Below are 18179 nucleotides of genomic sequence, written 5' to 3' on the forward strand. Positions count from 1 at the left end.
TTACCCCTGCATCCGGTTGGCGTCGTCGACCGAGATCGTCCCGCGGCTACGGAAATAGATGACGAGAATGGCGAGACCGATCGCGGCCTCACCCGCCGCGACGGTCAGCACGAACATCGCGAACACCTGGCCGACGAGATCGTCGAGATACCCCGAGAAGGCGACGAAGTTGAGGTTCACCGCGAGCAGGATCAGCTCGACCGCCATCAGCATGACGATGAGGTTTTTGCGGTTGGCGATGATGCCGAGCACGCCGAGCGCGAACAGGATCGCGCCGACCACGAGATAATGGCCGAGACCAATCACAGCTCAATTCCCTTGCCGACGGTGGGTTGCGTGTTGCGCGTGGCATCCTGCGGACGCCGTGCGTTCTGGCGGCTGACATTCTGCGCGCGCGCACCCTTGCGCTCGCGGTGCGTCAGCACGATCGCACCGATCATCGCGACGAGCAGCACGAGCCCCGCGCCCTCGAACACGAACAGATAGCGCGTGTAGAGCAGCATCCCGAGCGCCTCGATGTTGGGCACCGTGTCCGGCGTCGGCGCGGCGCGGCGCGCGAGCTCGATCTTGCCGGCGCTCCAGGCACCGAACGCGACCATGATCTCGGCGGCGAGGCCGACCGCGAACACGGCGCCGATCGCCGCATATTTGGCGAAACCGGCGCGCAGCTCGGCGAAATCGATGTTGAGCATCATCACGACGAACAGGAACAGCACCGCGACCGCGCCGACATACACGATGACGAGCAGCATCGCGATGAACTCGGCGCCGACGAGCACCATCAGCCCTGCGGCGTTGAAGAAGGCCAGGATCAGCCACAGCACGGCGTGCACCGGATTGCGCGCGGTGATGGTCAGCGCGGCGGACGCGATGACCATGAACGCGAACAGGTAAAAGGCGATTGCTTGGATCACGGAATCAGTGGGCCCCTCTAAGTCGCGTGGCGCTTAACGGTACGGTGCATCGGCGGCAAGGTTCGCCGCGATGGCGCTTTCCCAGCGGTCGCCGTTGGCGAGCAGTTTCGCCTTGTCGTAGATCAGCTCTTCGCGCGTTTCGGTCGCATATTCGAAGTTCGGGCCTTCGACGACGGCGTCGACCGGGCAGGCTTCCTGGCACAGGCCGCAGAAGATGCACTTGGTCATGTCGATGTCGTAGCGCGTCGTGCGGCGGCTGCCGTCGTCGCGCGGCTCGGCCTCGATCGTGATCGCCTGTGCCGGGCACACCGCTTCGCACAGCTTGCACGCGATGCAGCGTTCCTCGCCGTTCGGATAGCGCCGCAGCACGTGCTCACCGCGGAAGCGTGGGCTCAGCGGGTTCTTTTCGAACGGATAGTTGATCGTCGCCTTGGCCTTGAAGAAATATTTCAAGGTCAGCGTGTGCGCCTTGAGAAATTCCCAGAGCGTGTACGACTTGATGATCTGCCCGATGTTCACGAGCGCTTCTCCGACTGGTTCGCGGACGCGGCCCGGCACACGCCATCGGTCGGATAGCGTGGACGGCCGTCATCGTAGAGATATTGCTTGGTATGGACTCGGTCCTGCGGGGCGCACTCGGTGCCGACGCGGGTGAGCATCAGCACACCCGAGACGAGGAACACCCAGAACAGCGACAGCGGGAGGAAAATCTTCCAGCCCAGCCGCATCAGCTGGTCGTAGCGGTAGCGCGGGACGGTCGCCTTCACCCAGCTGAACAGGAAGAAGAACAGGCCCATCTTGAGCAGCAGCCAGATAATCCCCGGCACGAGGTAAAGCGGCGCCCAGTTGAACGGCGGCAGATACCCGCCCCAGAACAGCGTCGCATTGAGCGCGCACATCAGGATGACGTTGGCATATTCACCGAGCCAGAACAGCGCGAACGACATCGACGAATATTCGGTCTGATACCCGGCGACGAGTTCGCTTTCCGCCTCGGTCAGATCGAACGGCGCACGCTGCGTCTCGGCGAGCGACGAGATGAAGAACATCACCGCCATCGGGAACAGCAACGGGTTGATGAAGAAGCCGTTGACGATGCCGAGGCCCATGCCGCGCTGCGCCTCGACGATGTTCGTCAGGTTGAAGCTGCCGGTCCACAGCACGACCGAGATGAGGATGAAGCCGATCGCGACTTCGTAACTCACCATCTGGGCGGCCGCGCGGATCGCCGAATAGAACGGATATTTCGAGTTCGACGCCCAGCCGGCGAGGATGATGCCATAGACGCCGAGCGACGACGCCGCGAGCACATAGAGCAGACCGACATTGATATTGGCGACTGCGGCGCGCTGATCGAACGGCACCACCGCCCATACGATCAACGCGACCGTGAAGGTGATGATCGGCGCGAGCAGGAACAGCGCCTTGTTCGACGCGGTCGGGATGATGGTTTCCTGGAGGAAAACCTTCAGACCGTCGGCAAACGACTGGAGCAGACCGAACGGCCCGACGACGTTGGGGCCGCGACGCAGCGCCATCGACGCCCAGATCTTGCGATCGGCATAGATGATCATCGCGACCGCGAGCATCAGCGGCAGCGCGATGACAAGAATGTCGATCAGCGTCGCGACGAACCAGGCCCAGCCGAACGGCAGGCCGAGATAGGTAAACCAGGAGGTCATTCCGCTGCCTCCGCAAAATCGACACCGTGGACGAGTTCGGCCGAGCAGCGCTGCATCGTCGGGCTCGCCCGGCAGATCGCGTTGGTCAGGTAGAAGTCCTGGATCGGATAGCCGGTGATCTCGCCGGTCACGCTTGCGTCGAGCGCAGGCGGTGCCCAGTCGAAACTGGCGAGGCCGAGATTTGCGAGTGCAGGCGTATCGACGCCCATGTTCGCACGCAGTTCCTCGATCGTGTCGAACGGCAGCGTCTTGCCGAGGACAGCCGAAAGCGCGCGCAGGACCGTCCAGTCGTCACGCGCGTCGCCCGGCGGGAACACGGCCCGCTCGCCGCGCTGCACGCGACCCTCGAGATTGACGTAGGTGCCCGACTTCTCGGCGTAGCTCGCGCCCGGCAAGATCACGTCGGCAGCCGCCGCGCCCTTGTCGCCGTGATGGCCGACATAGACCTTGAAGCTACCAGCGAACTTGCTGAAATCGACTTCATCGGCACCGAGGAAGAAAGCGAGCTTAGGCGCCGCCGCGACGAGATCGGCGATGCCGCCCTTCTGCGCGAAGCCGAGCATCAGACCGCCCATCCGGCTCGCCGCCATATGGACGACGTTGAAGCCGTTCCACCCATCCTTGATCAGGCCAAGCGGCGAAACCAGCGCGAGCGCAGCGCCGAGCGCCTTGAGCCCTGCCCCGCCGACGATCACCATCGGATGCTCGGCCGAAGCGAACGCCTCGGTGACCGCGTTCGGCAGATTGCCGAGCAGCGCGAGGTCAGCACCAAGCCATTCGACCTTGTAGGTCAGCTCGGTTTCCGGCCCGATTGCGAAGACCTTCGCGCCCTTCTTGATCGCCTTGCGGATCCGCGTGTTCACCAGCGGCGCTTCCCAGCGCAAATTGCTGCCGACGAGCAGGATCACGTCGGCCTTTTCGGTGCCCGCGATCGTCGTGTTGAAATTGACCGCGGCGAGGCTCGACGTGTCGTAATCCATGCCGGTCTGGCGGCCTTCGAGCAGGGTCGAGCCCATGCTCGCGAGCAGCGCCTTGGCTGCATACATCGTCTCGGCGTCGATCAGATCGCCAGCAACCGCAGCAACGCTAGACCCAGCGTCGACCGCTGCGATGGCAGCGAACGCCTCGTCCCACGTCGCCTTGGTCAGGCGGCCATCCTTGCGGATGTACGGCGTGTCGAGACGCTTGCGCACCAGGCCATCGACGGCGTGGCGGGTCTTGTCGCTCGCCCACTCCTCGTTCACGTCCTCGTTGATCCTCGGCACGGCGCGCAGCACCTGGCGACCGCGGCTGTCGAGCCGGATGTTGGTGCCGACCGCGTCCATCACGTCGATCGTCAGCGTCTTCTTCAATTCCCACGGACGCGCCTCGAAAGCGTAGGGCTTCGAGGTCAGCGCGCCGACCGGGCAGAGATCGACGACATTGCCGGACAGCTCGCTCGTGACGGCGCCTTCGAGGTACGACACGATCTGCATGTCCTCGCCCCGACCGATCGCACCGATTTCCTCGACGCCGGCGACTTCCTCGGCGAAGCGGATGCAGCGCGTGCACTGGATGCAGCGCGTCATCACCGTCTTGACGATCGGGCCCATGTACTTCTCGGTGACCGCGCGCTTGTTCTCGTCATAGCGCGAGTGGCCGCGGCCATAAGCGAGGCTCTGGTCCTGCAGGTCGCATTCGCCACCCTGATCGCAGATCGGGCAATCGAGCGGATGGTTGATCAGGAGGAACTCCATCACCCCTTCGCGCGCCTGCTTGACCATCGGCGAGTTGGTGAAGATTTCCTGCTTGTCCGCCGCCGGCAGCGCGCACGACGCCTGCGGCTTCGGAGGCCCGGGCTTCACTTCGACCAGGCACATCCGGCAATTGCCGGCGATGCTCAGGCGCTCGTGATAGCAGAAGCGCGGAATTTCCTTGCCGGCGATCTCGCACGCCTGGAGCACAGTGGCACCAGCGGGTACTTCGACTTCGACGCCGTCGACTTTAAGTTTAGGCATGGTTCGCGCTCAAACTTTCTTATTCATGGCTTCGTTGCCGTCGCCGCTTGGGCTGACTGAGGGCGGGAAAAGCGGTTCCACAATCCGTCAGCGACGTAAACGCGGATACTTGTCGGCGTCATAGAGAATTGAACGCCCTGGTCTAGGCACTTGCCTAAGGTCGGGGCGAGCGCCCGTGCCGCAGCCCGTTCTCCAACGCTTTCCGGCATAGTCCGGAGCAAGGCATCGGCCCGTCCGACATCGGTGAAAACGATGCAATCCGAAAAAGCCGCAAGTGCGCGCGCCTTGGCCAGATTTTCACCTTCGGACACGAAATTGCGACCGGTGCTTTCGGATCCGCCGACCGGAAGCGTTGGCACCGCAGAATGCCCGGAGAGGTAGGCCTCTTCCGATAGCAAACCCCGAAGCATGTCGCGCTTGAACTTGAACCCGAGTGCGTTTTGCGTCGCCCCCGCTTGCTCACCCAAACAATCCGACATGTTCAAAGCACCGGAAAGATCGGCGATATTCGCGCCCTTCAAATCGATAAGCATCGAATCGCTATGGGAAAGGATCGCTACTGCCGCCTTGGTGTTACTCTTGTAGATGCACCGCGCGAACGCCTTCTTTATGAGGCCCGCTTCCGCGCCCTGAACAGCCTGGGGCGAGACCGGAATATGCGACCCGGTCTGCTGCTCAGGCTTCAATTGCGCGAAAACAACCGTGGGTATCCCTGCAAGCACGCCGGCGAGCAGATACATCCTCCACTTCAAGAGACGTGGCGAAATCACTCCGCCGCCTCCATCATCGGGCTCAGCCCACCACCGCGCTTTTCCGTAATCCGCCGCTCCATCTCTGGGCGGAAGTGCTTGATCAGGCCCTGGATCGGCCAGGCCGCTGCATCGCCGAGCGCGCAGATCGTGTGGCCTTCGACCTGCTTGGTCACCTGGTACAGCGTGTCGATCTCGGAGATGTCGGCGTCGCCGGTGCGCATCCGCTCCATCACGCGCCACATCCAGCCGGTGCCTTCGCGGCACGGCGTGCACTGGCCGCAGCTCTCATGCTTGTAGAAATAGGACAGCCGGCTGATCGCGCGGACGATGTCGGTCGACTTGTCCATCACGATGATTGCCGCGGTGCCGAGACCCGAACCGACCTTCTTGAGGCCGTCGAAATCCATCGGGCAGTCCATGATCTCGGCCGCCGGCACGAGTGGCACCGAGGAGCCGCCGGGGATCACCGCGAGGAGGTTGTCCCACCCGCCGCGAATCCCGCCGCAATGCGTCTCGATCAGCTCGCGGAAGGTGATCGACATCGCCTCTTCGACGACGCACGGCTTGTTCACGTGACCGGAGATCTGGAACAGCTTGGTGCCGCGGTTGTTCTCCGCGCCGAAGCTGGCGAACCACTCAGGCGAGCGGCGCAGGATCGTCGGGACGACCGCGATCGACTCGACGTTGTTGACCGTCGTCGGGCAGCCATACAGCCCCGCCCCTGCCGGGAACGGCGGCTTCAAGCGCGGCTGGCCCTTCTTGCCCTCGAGACTCTCGAGCATCGCGGTCTCTTCGCCGCAGATATAGGCGCCCGCGCCGCGATGGCAGAACACGTCGAAATCATAGCCCGACCCGCAAGCGTTCTTGCCGATCAGACCCTTGTCATACGCCTCGGCGATCGCCGCGAAGAGCACTTCGGCCTCACGGATATATTCGCCGCGAATGTAAATGTAGGCCGCGCGCGCACGCATAGCGAAGCCCGCGATCAGCGCGCCCTCGATCAACTTGTGCGGATCGTGGCGGATAATCTCGCGATCCTTGCACGAACCCGGCTCGGACTCATCGGCGTTGATCACCAGGAAGTTCGGGCGATCGGCCTTCGGCTCCTTCGGCATGAACGACCATTTGGTGCCGGTCGGGAAGCCAGCGCCGCCACGGCCGCGCAGACCCGACGCCTTGACCGCATCGATCAGCGCATCCTGACCGCGTGCCATCAGGCCCTTAGTGTCGTCCCAATCGCCGCGCTTGATCGCGGCATCGAGGTTCCACGGCTGGAAGCCGTAGACGTTGGTGAAAATGCGATCCTTATCGGCGAGCATCAGCCCCACTCCCCGCGATAATCGTGATTCTCGTCGACCATCGCGACGAGGTTGGTCGGGCCACCCGCGGCGCAGCTGTCGCGACGCCCGGTCTGCGAGCCCGGCGTCACCGTCCCGCCCGTGGCGAGCGCCTCGAGGATCGCGGTGGTCTTGTCATAATCGAGGTCTTCGAAATTATCGTCGTTGATCTGGACCATCGGCGCGTTGGCGCAGGCGCCCAGGCACTCGACCTCGGTCAGCGTGAACATGCCGTCGGGCGTCGTGCGCCCCTTGATCAGGCCCTTGTTCTTGCACGCCGACAAAACGTCGTCGCTGCCGCCGAGCAGGCACGGCGTCGTGCCGCAGACCTGGACGTGATAGCGGCCAACCGGTGCCATGTTGAACATCGTGTAAAAGCTTACGACTTCGTAGACGCGCATGTACGGCACGCCGATCTGGCGCGCGACGAACTCGATCACCGGAACGGGCAGCCAGCCCTGCGTTTGCGTCTCGGCGCCGACCTGGCGCTGTGCGAGATCGAGCAGCGGCAGCGAGGCGGATTGCTCGCGACCCTTGGGATAGCGGCCGAGGATCTCGTTCGCTTTGGTCTGATTCTCGTCGGTCCAGGCGAACGCGCCCCAGCGCGCGCGGGTCTCGGCCTCGTCAGGAATTTTGGGCGCTTCGGCCATTAGCGGATGAACTCCACGCGGTCGACTTTGTCGCCGACGAACGAATAGATGGACATGACTTCGAACGCTTCGCCGCCCGGCGCGCGCGAAACATTCTCGTGCAGGACGACGGTATCGCCGAGCACGTAGGACGACAGGATCCCGGCATGGTTGTGCGGGAATTGCGCGAACATCGCCTTGAGCCCAGAGCGCACGCCCTCACGCCCCTCGCGGACGACGGCGCCGCGATAGGTCGCCTCGCACGCCGCCTCGGTCATCAGGTCGACATAGCCGTCGGCATCCTGCGCATTGTACAGCGCGATCATGCGGTGCGCGGTCTCGAGCTTGCCGGTCACCGGTCGCACTCGCCGAACACGATATCCATCGCACCCAGGATTGCGGTGGTGTCGGCGAGCATGTGCCCCTTCGACATGAAGTCCATCGCCTGCAGGTGCGAGAAGGCCGTCGGGCGGATCTTGCAGCGGTACGGCTTGTTGGTGCCGTCGGCGACGAGATACACGCCGAACTCGCCCTTGGGGCTTTCGGTCGCGACATAGACGTCGCCCGCCGGCACGTGGAAGCCCTCGGTGTAGAGCTTGAAGTGGTGGATCAGCGCTTCCATCGAGCGCTTCATCTCGGCGCGCTTGGGCGGCACGACCTTGCGGTCGAGCGACGCGATCGGCCCCTCGGGCATCTCGTTCAAGCACTGCTTCATGATCCGCGCCGACTGGCGGACTTCCTCGACGCGCACCATGAACCGGTCATAGCAATCGCCGCGCGTGCCGACCGGCACGTCGAAGTCCATCCGGTCGTAGACGTCATACGGCTGCGACTTGCGCAGATCCCAGGCGATGCCCGAGCCGCGGATCATCGGGCCCGAGAAGCCCCACTTGATCGCATCGTCGCGGCTGACCGTCGCGATATCGACGTTGCGCTGCTTGAAGATGCGGTTGTCGGCGACGAGCGAGATCGCATCCTCGAACAGACGCGGCAGGCGCGTGTCGAGCCAGTCGGCGATGTCGGTCAGCAGCTTGAGCGGCGCATCCTGGTGGACGCCGCCCGGACGGAAATACGCGCTGTGCATCCGCGCTCCCGAGACGCGCTCGAAGAAGTTCATGCAGTCTTCGCGGATTTCGAACAGCCACAGGTTCGGCGTCATCGCGCCGACGTCCATGACGTGCGAGCCGAGGTTGAGCATGTGGTTCGAGATGCGCGTCAGCTCGGCGAACAGCACGCGGAGATACTGCGCTCGCAACGGCACTTCGAGATCGAGCAATTTCTCGACCGCAAGCACGTAGCTATGCTCCATGCACAGCGGCGAGCAGTAATCGAGCCGGTCGAAATACGGCAGCGCCTGCATGTAGGTCTTGTATTCGATCAGCTTCTCGGTGCCGCGGTGCAGCAGACCGACGTGCGGATCGACGCGCTCGATGATCTCGCCGTCGAGCTCCATCACCAGGCGAAGCACGCCGTGCGCGGCCGGATGCTGCGGACCGAAGTTGATCGTGTAGTTCTGAATCTCGACGTCGCCGACCTCGGGGTCTTCGCCGTCAAAACGCTTTTCCAGCTGGTCGAGATAGTCGGTCACTGGTTCTGCCCCTTTGCGGAGGGAACGACATCGGGGTTGGCCGGCTTCTCGCCTGCGCTCGGACCAGGCTTGCCAGCACCCGATTGCGCGGTGCTTTCGGTCGTCTTGGGGTCGCTCGGCGCTTTCTTGGCCGACACGTTGGCGTCGGCCTTGACGATCTCGTCGGCCTTGAGCGGCGTCGGCGCGCCCTTCTCTGCCGGCAGCTTCGCCTTTTCGTCACCCGGAAGGACGTATTCAGCGCCTTCCCACGGGCTCATGAAGTCGAACGTGCGGAAATCCTGCGCGAGCTGGACGGGCTCGTACACAACGCGCTTGGCCTCTTCCGAATAGCGCAGCTCGACATAGCCGCTCAGCGGGAAGTCCTTGCGCTGCGGATGACCACGGAAGCCGTAGTCGGTGAGGATGCGGCGGAGATCGGCATTGCCCGAGAAGAGCACGCCGTACATGTCGTACACTTCGCGCTCGAGCCAACCGGCGACCGGCCAGATGCCCGTCACCGACGGTACCGGCTTCTCGTCATCGGTCTGCACGTGCACGCGGATGCGATGGTTGCGCGTCAGCGAGAGCAGGCAATAGACCACTTCGAAGCGATCGACCCCACGATCGGGATAGTCGACGCCGGCGATTTCCATCAGCTGCTGATATTCGAGGCCGGGCGTATCGCGCAGCGTGACCATCGTCTCGACCAGCGAGACGCGATCGACATGCAGCGCGACTTCGCCAACGGCGTCGAGCGAATGCAGCAGACGGCCACCGAGCGCAGCCGACGCCGCGTCGATCACGCCATCATTGGCGACATAGGCAGGTGAAGGCGCCCTCACCGTTCGATCGTCCCGACGCGGCGGATCTTCCGCTGGAGCTGCATGATGCCGTACAGCAGCGCTTCCGCGGTCGGCGGGCAACCCGGCACGTAGATGTCGACCGGAACGATCCGGTCGCAACCGCGAACGACGCTGTAGCTATAGTGGTAATAGCCGCCGCCATTGGCGCACGAACCCATCGAGATGACGTATTTCGGCTCCGACATCTGGTCGTAGACCTTGCGCAGCGCCGGGGCCATCTTGTTGCACAGCGTACCCGCGACGATCATCACGTCCGACTGGCGCGGGGAAGCGCGCGGCGCGGCGCCGAAGCGCTCGAGATCGTAGCGCGGCATGTTGACGTGGATCATCTCGACCGCGCAGCAGGCGAGACCGAAGGTCATCCACCACAGCGAGCCGGTGCGCGCCCAGTGAAACAGGTCCTCGGTCGAGGTGACGAGGAAACCCTTGTCGCCGAGCTCGCCGTTGAGATCGTTGAAGAACGCCTGATCGGGCTGGATGATGTCGCTGCCGCTGGGCTGCCGGAGCAGCTCGACGGAGCCCGAGTGACCGGGCAGGCTTGGTGCTACTCCCATTCGAGCGCTCCCTTCTTCCATGCATAGACGAGGCCGAGCGCGAGTTCGACGATGAACAGCATCATCGAGCCCCAGGCGACCCAGCCGAGTTTGAAGACCGATACGGCCCAGGGATAGAGAAACGCCGCTTCCAGATCGAAGATGATGAACAGGATGGCGACGAGGTAGAAGCGCACGTCGAACTGGCTGCGCGGATCCTCGAATGCGGGGAAGCCGCACTCATATTCGCTGAGCTTCTCGGCCGTGGGCTTGTGCGCCCCGGTGAAGCGTGCAGCCAGAATCGGCAGGAACACGAAGGCACTCGACAGCACCAGGGCTACGCCCAGGAACAGCAGAATCGGTAGATATTGCGACAGGTCGAGCATGATCAGCCTTGGGTGCTTCTCGCATGTGCGAACGGATGACCGCGGCTTTAGGACGATGGTCCCGAGCGGGCAAGGCTCTGGACAGTGAGAATGAATCGCAACAAGGCCGCTCGCCTAACCCCTTGACGCGACACGGCTTGCGAGCGGACTATCGCGCCATTGGATTTGGGGGAATCCGGATGAGTCGGCACAACGTCGCGACTGCGCTGTCGGCCTGTGTCCTGGCGTTCCTCCCTACCTCCGGACTCGGCGCCGATCGAAGCGCGAGGCCGCGCCAGTTGCAGCGCCTGCTCGCCATGACTCCCGAGCAGTTCGAGGCGGCCTCCGATCTGCACGATGACGCACTCGAAACCGTCGCAACGATTACCACCAAGAATGGCTGGCAGCAGCGCGACGGGCTGCTCGGCGTCGTCAACACCGACGCGTTCCTTCGCGCGTTCATCGACAAGAAGAGCGGCGCGACGCGGTTCCAGGTGTATCACGCGGTGCATTATCTCGCGCGACACCGCGACTCGTTCATCACGGTCAATTTCGAAACGCCGGCCGGGCCCGCGACCGCGCCGCTGACGGTGATCTTCCGGACGCGCGACGATTGCCGGCGCGCCTCCGGGTGCCTGTTTGACGAGGTGGTCGGCTTCGATGTCGATGAGACTTTGTTGCGGACCCTCGCGGCGCGCTACGTCGCCGGACAGGCATCCGCTTGGCGTTATCGGCTCAAGGCCCGTTCGGGCCTGACGCGCGATGACGGTTTCGTCGCGGCGGAGATTGCCGGGGTACTCGCGGCCGTCGATCATTATCGCGCGGCGCATGGACTGGCAGCGCCGTCCGGCGGGTAGATTGCTCCCCTCCCCTTCAGGGGAGGGGCTGGGGGTGGGGGAAGCCTCGCAGAGACCAACGCCCGTTACAGCCCCACCCCAACCCCTCCCCTGAAGGGGAGGGGCTTAATTTCGGCATCAGCGCAGCGCGTTCGCCAGCAGCTTGTGCAGCCGCGACTGCAGCGCATCGTTCGCCGCGAGGATTTCGCTCCGCTGCATCATCTGGTCGCTGCCGCGGAAATCGCTGACGAAACCGCCGGCTTCCTTGACCAGCAGCATGCCAGCCGCAACGTCCCACGGCTTGAGGCCGCTTTCCCAATAGCCGTCATACCGGCCCGCCGCGACCCAGGCGAGATCGAGCGCAGCCGAACCCATCCGACGGATGCCGGCGACTTCCGGCGCGATCGCACCGAAGATCCGGCTCCACTCGGTGAAATTGCCATGCCCCAGGAAGGGAATGCCCGTCGCGATCAGCGAGTCGGCGAGGTCGCGGCGTGCCGAGACGCGCAGACGCTGCTCCTGAACCCACGCGCCGCGGCCCTTTTCGGCCCAGAAGGCCTCGTCGGTGATCGGCTGGTAGACCATTGCCGAGGTAATCTCGCGCTTGCCGTTAGGCAGCGTCTCCTCGACCGCGATCGAGATCGAGAAATGCGGAATGCCGTGGAGGAAGTTAGTCGTGCCATCGAGCGGATCGACGATGAAGCGCGGCTTGTTGGGGTCGCCGGGGACTTCGCCGCGCTCCTCCATCAGGAAGCCCCAATCGGGGCGTGCGCGCGACAGCTCCTCGTAGATCGTCTGCTCGGCGCGCTGGTCGGCGATCGACACGAAGTCGGCCGGGCCCTTGCGGCTGACCTGGAGCTGCTGGACTTCGTTGAAATCGCGCCGCAGCCGCGGGCCGGCCTTGCGGACCGCGCGGTCGATGATCGTCATGAGGCCGGAATGGGAGGGCATTGGCTATACTCTATCTTGCCCTCTCCCGCGCGCGGGAGAGGCTACGGAGACTTGGCCCGCCTTCTTCGGGCGGGCCTAGTCGTAGTCGGTGAGGGCCTTCTTCCGTCGGCGCGTCGGGGAAGAAAAGAAGGCCCTCACCCAACCCTCTCCCGCCAACGCGGGAGAGGGCTAAGAAGCGAAGAATCAGTCCGCGCGGCGGACGTAGGTCTGCTCGTACACATCGACAACGATCCGCGTTCCCGCACCGATATGCGGCGGCACCATCACGCGCACGCCGTTCTCGAGGATCGCCGGCTTGTACGACGAAGAAGCGGTCTGCCCCTTCACCACGGCATCGGCCTCGACGATCATCGCCTCGATCGTGTCGGGGAGCTGCACCGAGATCGGGCGCTCTTCCCACAGCTCCATCACGACATCCATGCCGTCCTGCAGGAACGCCGCGGCGTCGCCGAGAATGCCCGCGTCGAGCGTGATCTGCTCGTAATTGATCTTGTCCATGAAGGTCAGCGTCTCGCCCTCGCGGAACAGATACTGGAAATCGACCGTATCGAGCCGAACCTTTTCGACGCTTTCGGCCGAACGGAAGCGGACATTGGTCTTGCGGCCGTCGATGAGATTCTTCATCTCGACCTGCATATAGGCTCCGCCCTTGCCCGGCTGGGTATGCTGGATCTTGACGGTCTTCCAGATACCGCCTTCATATTCCAGGATATTGCCGGGACGAATTTCGACCGCGTTGATCTTCATGGGGGAGCCTGTAGTTGGAAAGAGCCAAGCGCACGGCACGCCGCGCGGACGTGCGCCTTAGCGGGGCAAGGGCTTTCCGGCAAGATAGGGGTAAGGATCGACGTCCACCCCTTCGTACCAATGCTGGTCGGGCGTGGTGTGGGTCAGGCCGAAATGCAGGTGGAAATTGCCAGCCCCGGCATTGCCGGTGTCGCCGACATAGCCGAGCACATCACCGACCTTGACCGACTGGCCTTCGTGCAGCCCGGGCGCATAGCCGCTGAGATGCGCGTAATAATAGATCCAGTTCCTGGCGGGCGAACGGACATACACGGTCGTGCCGCCTGCTGCGCTGGTCCACAGCTTTTCGACCGTACCGGGCGCGGCGGCGGAAACAGGGGTGTTGGCGGGCGCAGCCAAATCGGCGCCGTGATGTTCGCGCAAGCCATTCTCGCGCGGATCACCCCAGGAGTCGCGGATATCCTGCCGCCGCATGCCGCTGATCGGGACCGCAAGCACTGCCCCCTCCCCCAGCGCCACCGCGCCCGCCGCTGGCTGAGGCGTAACGCCGGGAGATGGCGCGACGCTGCCGCCGATCCGGCGCGAGGCCTCGGGCAACACGGCGAGCAACGCGATCCACGCTGCCGCCATGATCGCCAGCGAGATCAGGATGAAACGCGCAACCCGGCTCACGCGGTCACTTCTCGAAAACGGCCGGCGTGCCGGGCTTGACCATCATCGCGAGCCGCGCGGCATCCCAGTTTGTCAGGCGGATACAGCCATGGCTCTCGGCCCGGCCGATCGTCTCGGGCGACGGCGTACCGTGGATGCCATAATGCTCCTTGGACAGATCGAGCCACACCACGCCGACCGGACCGTTCGGCCCGGGCGGGAGCAAGGCGGCCTTCGCGCTGCCCTTGGCATCCCAGAACAGCTTGGGATTATAGTGGAACGGCGGGTTGTACGACGGGCCGTTGATCTTCCACGTGCCGATCGGCAGCGGATCATGCTCGCTGCCCATCGTCGCCATGAACTGCGCGACGAGCTTGCCGTCCTTGTCGAGCACGCGGAGCACTTCGCGCGACTTGCTGACCACGATCTTCGCGCCCGCCGGCTGCGTCGAATCGACGTTGAGCGAGGCGAGCGTCTGGCGCCACTTCTCGGGCAGTTTCGGATTGTACGCCATCGACGTGGCGATCGCGTTGGGGACGACGATCTTGCTACCGGCCTTGAGCGGCGTGCTCGGGCTATTGAGCTCGACCAGCACCGCCGGCGTGGTGTGGAACATCTCGCCGAGCTTCTCCACCGCGTTGCGATAGCCGAGCTGCGGCAGCTTCGCCTGAAGTGCCGGGTTCTTCGGCAGCGGGTTGGTGTACGGGCCCGCGAGCATCTCCGGCGTCAGCGTGACCGTCACGGTCGGACGCCATTTGCGGTCGGGATAGAGCGCTTGCAGCGTCGCGCGATCCATCGTGCCGCTTTGCGGCAGGCCGCGCGTTTCCTGGAACCCCTTCAAGGCGGCGACGAGCGACTTGCCCTGGCGGCCATCGAGCACACCCGGCGAGAAACCGAGATGATCGAGGATCACCTGGACATGCAGCGTGGACGGATCGAGCACATTTGCCGTCGTCGCAGTTTTGGTTCCGGGCGCGGCAGCGGCGATCAGCCCAAAGGAGGCTATCGCCAGACAGGCCGTTCCGGCCACCATTTTCCGCATTACGCTCGGCTCCTACATATTCACTATGCAGACAACGACTTGCGACACGCTTGTGTCCGACAAAATACGCGACCCCGAAATGAAACTTTCGCGGCGGGGCCTGATCGGCGGCGTCCTCGCTGGCGGGGCAGCCCTCGCCTTCCCGCTTCCCGCAATGGCGGTCGGGACCGAATGGCGCCTGGCGATCCGCAACGTCCATACCAATGAGAGCGTCGACGCCCTCTTCGCGCGCAACGGCGCGTTCGTTCCCGCAGGGCTCGCCGAGCTCAACCACGGCCTGCGCGACTGGCGTACCGGCCAGGCGACCATAATGGACCGCCGGTTGCTGGCACTCCTCGTGCGGCTGCGCGACAAGCTCGAATTGACCGGCCGCACCAAGATCGACCTGATCTCGGGCTATCGCTCGCCCGCCACCAACGCCTCATTGCGCGCCAAGGGCGGCGCGCATACCGGTGTCGGGAGCCAGAGCCAGCACATGCTGGGCAAGGCGACCGACATCAAGGTCGCGGGCGTGCGGCTCGACCGGCTGCATGGCGCGGCGCTCGCGCTGGGTGGCGGCGGCGTGGGATATTATCCGCGCGACGGATTCGTGCATGTCGATACCGGGCGCGTGCGGCACTGGTGAGTTAGGGGTAATCCTGCCGGGTGTGCAGGACGGCGATGATCGTGATCACCTCATTGTGAACACGGTAGACCACGATATAATTCGGGTGGACAACGGCTTCACGCGTCTCTGGAATGCGTCCAGCCCGGTGCATGAACGGATGTGACACCAGCAACTCGACCGATCGCTGGATGAGAGCGTCAAGTCGTTCGGCAGCCGCAGGATTACGCTTGGCGATATAATCGACGATCGAGTCAAAGTCTCTCTGCGCCTTAGCGCGCCAGACGAGCCGCATCTGCCTTGTGCTTTTCGATGATCGCCCGAGCCCCTGCCATCACAACGTCATGCGGAACGTCGGGTTCGGTCGAGTCCAGCGCTTCCTGCACCTTCGCCCGAAACCAGACGTCGTACGCCTCGGCCTCCTCGGTGGTGGCGAATTCGGACTCGATCGGAGACAGCTTGGCCATGACCAGGCCATAGCACAAACGCGCCCGAGTCTCTACCCGGCGAGCACCGCCGCGAAGGCCTGAACCGCCGCCGCCTCGTCCCCGCCCCATACCGCGCTCGATACGGCGAGGAAGTCCGCGCCGGCCGCGACGAGCGGCGCGGCATTGGCCGGCGTGATCCCCCCGATCGCAACGCAGGGGATTTCGAACACCGTCGTCCACCAACTCAGCAGCACCGGATCGGCGACATGCTCGGTCACCTTGGTCGTCGTCGGATAGAAGGCGCCGAACGCGACATAATCCGCCCCCGCCTCGCCCGCTTCCATCGCAAGGTGGCGGCTGTCGTGGCACGACACGCCGATCTGCGCGGTCGGCCCCAGCTCGGCGCGCGCCTCGCGCGGGTCGCCGTCTTCCTGCCCGAGATGCACGCCATCGGCGCCGAGCCGCTTGGCAAGCGAGATGCTGTCGTTGACGATGAAGGCGACGTCGGCATCGGCACAAATCCGCTGCAGCGGATCGGCCAGCGCGGCGGCGAGGTGCTGATCGACGTCCTTGACGCGAAACTGGAACGCCGCGACCGGGCCGGCGTCGAGCGCGCGCTTGAGCCGGTCGGCGAACCCGCCGGTGACATCGAGCGGCGAGACGAGATAGAGTTGGCACGGCGGCCGCCGGATGTCGCGCGTGAAGCGTGCGGCGAAATTGGGGTCGAGCGGGCCGAGCGGGTCTTCGCCGCGTGCGTCTTCAATATCCATCGCGCGGCGATAGCGCCGCGATCGCGGCATGGAAAGCCACGGGATCATCGAGCTTGTGTGCGACCGCGTGGAGCCGGCGCCCGCGGCGCAGTTCGATCGGCGGGTCGAGATCGACCAATACGCTCGGCCAGCTCGCCAGCGCCAGGTTGAGCACGCCGCGCTGCTTGATCGCCGCGGCATCCCAGCTGGCACGCAAGCCCGCGATCTGCGCGACGGGGATCGCTACCGATCGGAGCGACCCAGCGCGCATCGTCAGCAGGCCGTCGACCAGCGTCACCGGCAAGCGCCGGAACGATCGGAGCAGGCCGATCAGCGCGATCACCAGCGAAGCATCGAGCACGCCGACGATGAGCGCCGCCCACCAACCGAGCCAGGCGACGACGACGAGATGCACCACCAGGATCTCGACGATCGCGATGCCGAGCAGAACGCCTATCATCGGAGCCAGGCTACGATGATAGGCGAATTCCACGGCTATTCTTCGTTCTTGTAGATCGCGATGATCTTGCCGAGCATCTCGAGCGCTTCCTCGCGCGGGCGCTGGAAGGTGTTGCGCCCGATGATCGAGCCGTTGCCGCCGCCGTCGCGAATGTCGCGCGCGTCCTGATAGACCGCGTCGGCGCCCTTGGCTGCGCCGCCGGAGAAGACCACCACGCGGCGTCCGGCGAAGCTCGACTGGACGACATGCTTGACGCGGTCCGCCTGGTTCGACCAGTCGGTGCCCTCGTACAGCGGCTTGGCCTCTTTCTGCTCGATATGATCGCTCGGCAGCTTGACCTTGATGATGTGGGCGCCGAGCAACGCCGCAATGTGCGCCGCATAGGCGCCGACGTCGAGCGCGAGCTCGCCCGACTTGGGCAGCACGCCGCCGCGCGGATACGACCAGATCACGGTGGCGATGCCGACCGACTTGGCTTCGGCCGACATTTCGCGGATCTGGCCGATCATCTCGAACAGGTCGTCCGAGCCCGGATAGATGGTGAAGCCGATCGCTGCGCAGCCGAGCCGCACCGCGTCCTCGACCGAGCCCGTCACCGCCTGGTTGGCGCCCTGCGCCCAGCTGTTCGAGCTGTTGACCTTGAGGATCGTCGGGACTTGGCCCGCAAAGGTCTGTGCGCCCGCCTCGATCATGCCGAGCGGTGCGGCAAAGGCCGAGAGGCCGGCGTCGACTGCGAGCTGCCAATGATAATGCGGGTCATACGCCGCCGGATTGACCGCGAAGCTGCGTGCCGGGCCGTGTTCGAAGCCCTGATCGACCGGAAGAATCACCAACTTGCCCGTGCCGCCGAGCTTGCCATGCATCAGAATGCGCGCAAGATTCGCTTTGGTCGCAGGGCTATCCGACTCATATTTGTCGAGAATGGCTTGGACTATTGGGGTCATCGACAGCTCTCCAGTTGTGACTCTTTATGCGGCTGATAGTCAGCCTTGCATTGCACTGCAACGCAGCAATCTCGGGCCAGGTGATTGTGCCCTGCGCACTTGCCTTTTGCCGGCCCGCGCGCTTTCGC

At 64.4% G+C, this 18179-nt stretch carries 24 protein-coding genes; 2 read left to right on the forward strand and 22 right to left on the reverse strand.

The window, feature by feature from the left end; translation table 11 throughout:
• Genes nuoK through ndhC form a run of 13 tightly spaced genes read right to left on the reverse strand, consistent with a single transcriptional unit; the run spans position 1 to position 10660 of the window.
• Positions 1 to 306 (reverse strand): NADH-quinone oxidoreductase subunit NuoK, encoded by a 306-nt coding sequence (gene nuoK / locus EAH76_RS08295; protein ID WP_140849772.1) that lies wholly within the window; start codon positions 304 to 306, stop codon positions 1 to 3.
• Positions 303 to 914, reverse strand: a complete 612-nt coding sequence (locus EAH76_RS08300; protein WP_140849773.1) for an NADH-quinone oxidoreductase subunit J — start codon at positions 912 to 914, stop codon at positions 303 to 305. The genes nuoK and EAH76_RS08300 overlap by 4 nt, the downstream gene beginning before the upstream one ends.
• Positions 915 to 947: 33 nt before the next feature.
• Positions 948 to 1433, reverse strand: a complete 486-nt coding sequence (gene nuoI / locus EAH76_RS08305) for an NADH-quinone oxidoreductase subunit NuoI (protein WP_010187228.1) — start codon at positions 1431 to 1433, stop codon at positions 948 to 950.
• A complete protein-coding gene (nuoH, locus tag EAH76_RS08310; protein ID WP_140849774.1) occupies positions 1430 to 2596 on the reverse strand; it encodes an NADH-quinone oxidoreductase subunit NuoH in 1167 nt (388 codons plus the stop codon). Before nuoH ends, nuoI begins: the two co-directional genes overlap by 4 nt.
• Positions 2593 to 4593: an NADH-quinone oxidoreductase subunit NuoG gene (nuoG, locus tag EAH76_RS08315; RefSeq protein WP_140849775.1), complete on the reverse strand. Its 2001-nt coding sequence runs from the start codon at positions 4591 to 4593 to the stop codon at positions 2593 to 2595. The genes nuoH and nuoG overlap by 4 nt, the downstream gene beginning before the upstream one ends.
• 23 nt (positions 4594 to 4616) lie before the next feature.
• Entirely contained in the window at positions 4617 to 5333 is a 717-nt protein-coding gene (locus tag EAH76_RS08320; protein ID WP_140849776.1) for a hypothetical protein, read from the reverse strand.
• Between the two features lie 26 nt (positions 5334 to 5359).
• Positions 5360 to 6664 carry an NADH-quinone oxidoreductase subunit NuoF gene (gene nuoF, locus EAH76_RS08325; protein WP_140849777.1) on the reverse strand — a complete coding sequence of 435 codons (1305 nt, stop codon included), beginning with the start codon at positions 6662 to 6664 and terminating at the stop codon, positions 5360 to 5362.
• On the reverse strand, positions 6664 to 7332 hold the full coding sequence (locus EAH76_RS08330; protein ID WP_140849778.1) for a complex I 24 kDa subunit family protein: 669 nt from the start codon (positions 7330 to 7332) through the stop codon (positions 6664 to 6666). Before EAH76_RS08330 ends, nuoF begins: the two co-directional genes overlap by 1 nt.
• Complete coding sequence (locus EAH76_RS08335; protein WP_140850430.1) at positions 7332 to 7637, reverse strand: nuclear transport factor 2 family protein; 306 nt, start codon at positions 7635 to 7637, stop codon at positions 7332 to 7334. Before EAH76_RS08335 ends, EAH76_RS08330 begins: the two co-directional genes overlap by 1 nt.
• A gap of 26 nt (positions 7638 to 7663) precedes the next feature.
• The gene (locus EAH76_RS08340; RefSeq protein ID WP_140849779.1) at positions 7664 to 8899 is read right to left on the reverse strand and encodes an NADH-quinone oxidoreductase subunit D; all 1236 of its coding nucleotides are present in this window, start codon (positions 8897 to 8899) and stop codon (positions 7664 to 7666) included.
• A complete protein-coding gene (locus tag EAH76_RS08345; protein ID WP_140849780.1) occupies positions 8896 to 9720 on the reverse strand; it encodes an NADH-quinone oxidoreductase subunit C in 825 nt (274 codons plus the stop codon). Before EAH76_RS08345 ends, EAH76_RS08340 begins: the two co-directional genes overlap by 4 nt.
• Entirely contained in the window at positions 9717 to 10295 is a 579-nt protein-coding gene (locus EAH76_RS08350; RefSeq protein ID WP_241659604.1) for a NuoB/complex I 20 kDa subunit family protein, read from the reverse strand. Before EAH76_RS08350 ends, EAH76_RS08345 begins: the two co-directional genes overlap by 4 nt.
• On the reverse strand, positions 10286 to 10660 hold the full coding sequence (gene ndhC, locus EAH76_RS08355; RefSeq protein WP_133189380.1) for an NADH-quinone oxidoreductase subunit A: 375 nt from the start codon (positions 10658 to 10660) through the stop codon (positions 10286 to 10288). The genes EAH76_RS08350 and ndhC overlap by 10 nt, the downstream gene beginning before the upstream one ends.
• Positions 10661 to 10839: 179 nt before the next feature.
• On the opposite strand from ndhC, the gene EAH76_RS08360 reads away from it, so the two are divergent.
• Positions 10840 to 11496: a hypothetical protein gene (locus tag EAH76_RS08360; protein WP_140849781.1), complete on the forward strand. Its 657-nt coding sequence runs from the start codon at positions 10840 to 10842 to the stop codon at positions 11494 to 11496.
• A gap of 117 nt (positions 11497 to 11613) precedes the next feature.
• On the opposite strand, the gene EAH76_RS08365 is transcribed toward EAH76_RS08360, so the two are convergent.
• From EAH76_RS08365 to EAH76_RS08380, 4 genes are all read right to left on the reverse strand, one after another.
• Positions 11614 to 12426 (reverse strand): inositol monophosphatase family protein, encoded by an 813-nt coding sequence (locus EAH76_RS08365; protein ID WP_140849782.1) that lies wholly within the window; start codon positions 12424 to 12426, stop codon positions 11614 to 11616.
• Between the two features lie 183 nt (positions 12427 to 12609).
• Positions 12610 to 13173, reverse strand: coding sequence for an elongation factor P (gene efp / locus EAH76_RS08370; RefSeq protein WP_140849783.1), 564 nt, complete (start codon positions 13171 to 13173; stop codon positions 12610 to 12612).
• Positions 13174 to 13230: 57 nt separating this feature from the next.
• Positions 13231 to 13845: a M23 family metallopeptidase gene (locus EAH76_RS08375; protein WP_140849784.1), complete on the reverse strand. Its 615-nt coding sequence runs from the start codon at positions 13843 to 13845 to the stop codon at positions 13231 to 13233.
• A gap of 4 nt (positions 13846 to 13849) precedes the next feature.
• Entirely contained in the window at positions 13850 to 14866 is a 1017-nt protein-coding gene (locus EAH76_RS08380) for a L,D-transpeptidase family protein (RefSeq protein ID WP_140849785.1), read from the reverse strand.
• A 79-nt stretch (positions 14867 to 14945) separates the two neighbouring features.
• Here EAH76_RS08380 and EAH76_RS08385 point away from each other — a divergent pair, with 79 nt between their 5' ends.
• Positions 14946 to 15491 (forward strand): DUF882 domain-containing protein, encoded by a 546-nt coding sequence (locus tag EAH76_RS08385; protein ID WP_140850431.1) that lies wholly within the window; start codon positions 14946 to 14948, stop codon positions 15489 to 15491.
• 1 nt (position 15492) lies between these two features.
• Here the strand turns inward: EAH76_RS08385 and EAH76_RS08390 are convergent, their stop codons facing one another.
• The 5 genes from EAH76_RS08390 to EAH76_RS08410 are packed head-to-tail and all read right to left on the reverse strand — an operon-like array spanning position 15493 to position 18051.
• Positions 15493 to 15765 (reverse strand): type II toxin-antitoxin system RelE/ParE family toxin, encoded by a 273-nt coding sequence (locus EAH76_RS08390; RefSeq protein WP_140849786.1) that lies wholly within the window; start codon positions 15763 to 15765, stop codon positions 15493 to 15495.
• Entirely contained in the window at positions 15743 to 15937 is a 195-nt protein-coding gene (relB, locus tag EAH76_RS08395; RefSeq protein ID WP_140849787.1) for a type II toxin-antitoxin system RelB family antitoxin, read from the reverse strand. The genes EAH76_RS08390 and relB overlap by 23 nt, the downstream gene beginning before the upstream one ends.
• Before the next feature lie 32 nt (positions 15938 to 15969).
• Entirely contained in the window at positions 15970 to 16668 is a 699-nt protein-coding gene (gene thiE / locus EAH76_RS08400; RefSeq protein WP_140849788.1) for a thiamine phosphate synthase, read from the reverse strand.
• Positions 16658 to 17107, reverse strand: coding sequence for a hypothetical protein (locus EAH76_RS08405; RefSeq protein ID WP_140849789.1), 450 nt, complete (start codon positions 17105 to 17107; stop codon positions 16658 to 16660). The genes thiE and EAH76_RS08405 overlap by 11 nt, the downstream gene beginning before the upstream one ends.
• 35 nt (positions 17108 to 17142) lie before the next feature.
• On the reverse strand, positions 17143 to 18051 hold the full coding sequence (locus EAH76_RS08410; RefSeq protein WP_140849790.1) for a class I fructose-bisphosphate aldolase: 909 nt from the start codon (positions 18049 to 18051) through the stop codon (positions 17143 to 17145).
• Between the last annotated feature and the right edge of the window lie 128 nt (positions 18052 to 18179).

The organism is Sphingomonas glacialis (genome assembly GCF_006439055.1).
Classification (GTDB): domain Bacteria; phylum Pseudomonadota; class Alphaproteobacteria; order Sphingomonadales; family Sphingomonadaceae; genus Sphingomonas; species Sphingomonas glacialis_A.

Coding starts and splice junctions, on each gene's coding strand:
- EAH76_RS08385 (WP_140850431.1), top strand. CDS start 14,946: ATGAAACTTTCGCGGCGGGGCCTGATCGGCGGCGTCCTCGCTGGCGGG.
- nuoH (WP_140849774.1), bottom strand. CDS start 2,596: ATGACCTCCTGGTTTACCTATCTCGGCCTGCCGTTCGGCTGGGCCTGG.
- EAH76_RS08365 (WP_140849782.1), bottom strand. CDS start 12,426: ATGCCCTCCCATTCCGGCCTCATGACGATCATCGACCGCGCGGTCCGC.
- EAH76_RS08360 (WP_140849781.1), top strand. CDS start 10,840: ATGAGTCGGCACAACGTCGCGACTGCGCTGTCGGCCTGTGTCCTGGCG.
- nuoF (WP_140849777.1), bottom strand. CDS start 6,664: ATGCTCGCCGATAAGGATCGCATTTTCACCAACGTCTACGGCTTCCAG.
- EAH76_RS08320 (WP_140849776.1), bottom strand. CDS start 5,333: ATGTATCTGCTCGCCGGCGTGCTTGCAGGGATACCCACGGTTGTTTTC.
- relB (WP_140849787.1), bottom strand. CDS start 15,937: ATGGCCAAGCTGTCTCCGATCGAGTCCGAATTCGCCACCACCGAGGAG.
- ndhC (WP_133189380.1), bottom strand. CDS start 10,660: ATGCTCGACCTGTCGCAATATCTACCGATTCTGCTGTTCCTGGGCGTA.
- EAH76_RS08335 (WP_140850430.1), bottom strand. CDS start 7,637: ATGATCGCGCTGTACAATGCGCAGGATGCCGACGGCTATGTCGACCTG.
- EAH76_RS08330 (WP_140849778.1), bottom strand. CDS start 7,332: ATGGCCGAAGCGCCCAAAATTCCTGACGAGGCCGAGACCCGCGCGCGC.
- EAH76_RS08390 (WP_140849786.1), bottom strand. CDS start 15,765: ATGCGGCTCGTCTGGCGCGCTAAGGCGCAGAGAGACTTTGACTCGATC.
- nuoG (WP_140849775.1), bottom strand. CDS start 4,593: ATGCCTAAACTTAAAGTCGACGGCGTCGAAGTCGAAGTACCCGCTGGT.
- thiE (WP_140849788.1), bottom strand. CDS start 16,668: ATGGATATTGAAGACGCACGCGGCGAAGACCCGCTCGGCCCGCTCGAC.
- EAH76_RS08350 (WP_241659604.1), bottom strand. CDS start 10,295: ATGGGAGTAGCACCAAGCCTGCCCGGTCACTCGGGCTCCGTCGAGCTG.
- efp (WP_140849783.1), bottom strand. CDS start 13,173: ATGAAGATCAACGCGGTCGAAATTCGTCCCGGCAATATCCTGGAATAT.
- EAH76_RS08410 (WP_140849790.1), bottom strand. CDS start 18,051: ATGACCCCAATAGTCCAAGCCATTCTCGACAAATATGAGTCGGATAGC.
- EAH76_RS08405 (WP_140849789.1), bottom strand. CDS start 17,107: ATGATAGGCGTTCTGCTCGGCATCGCGATCGTCGAGATCCTGGTGGTG.
- EAH76_RS08380 (WP_140849785.1), bottom strand. CDS start 14,866: ATGCGGAAAATGGTGGCCGGAACGGCCTGTCTGGCGATAGCCTCCTTT.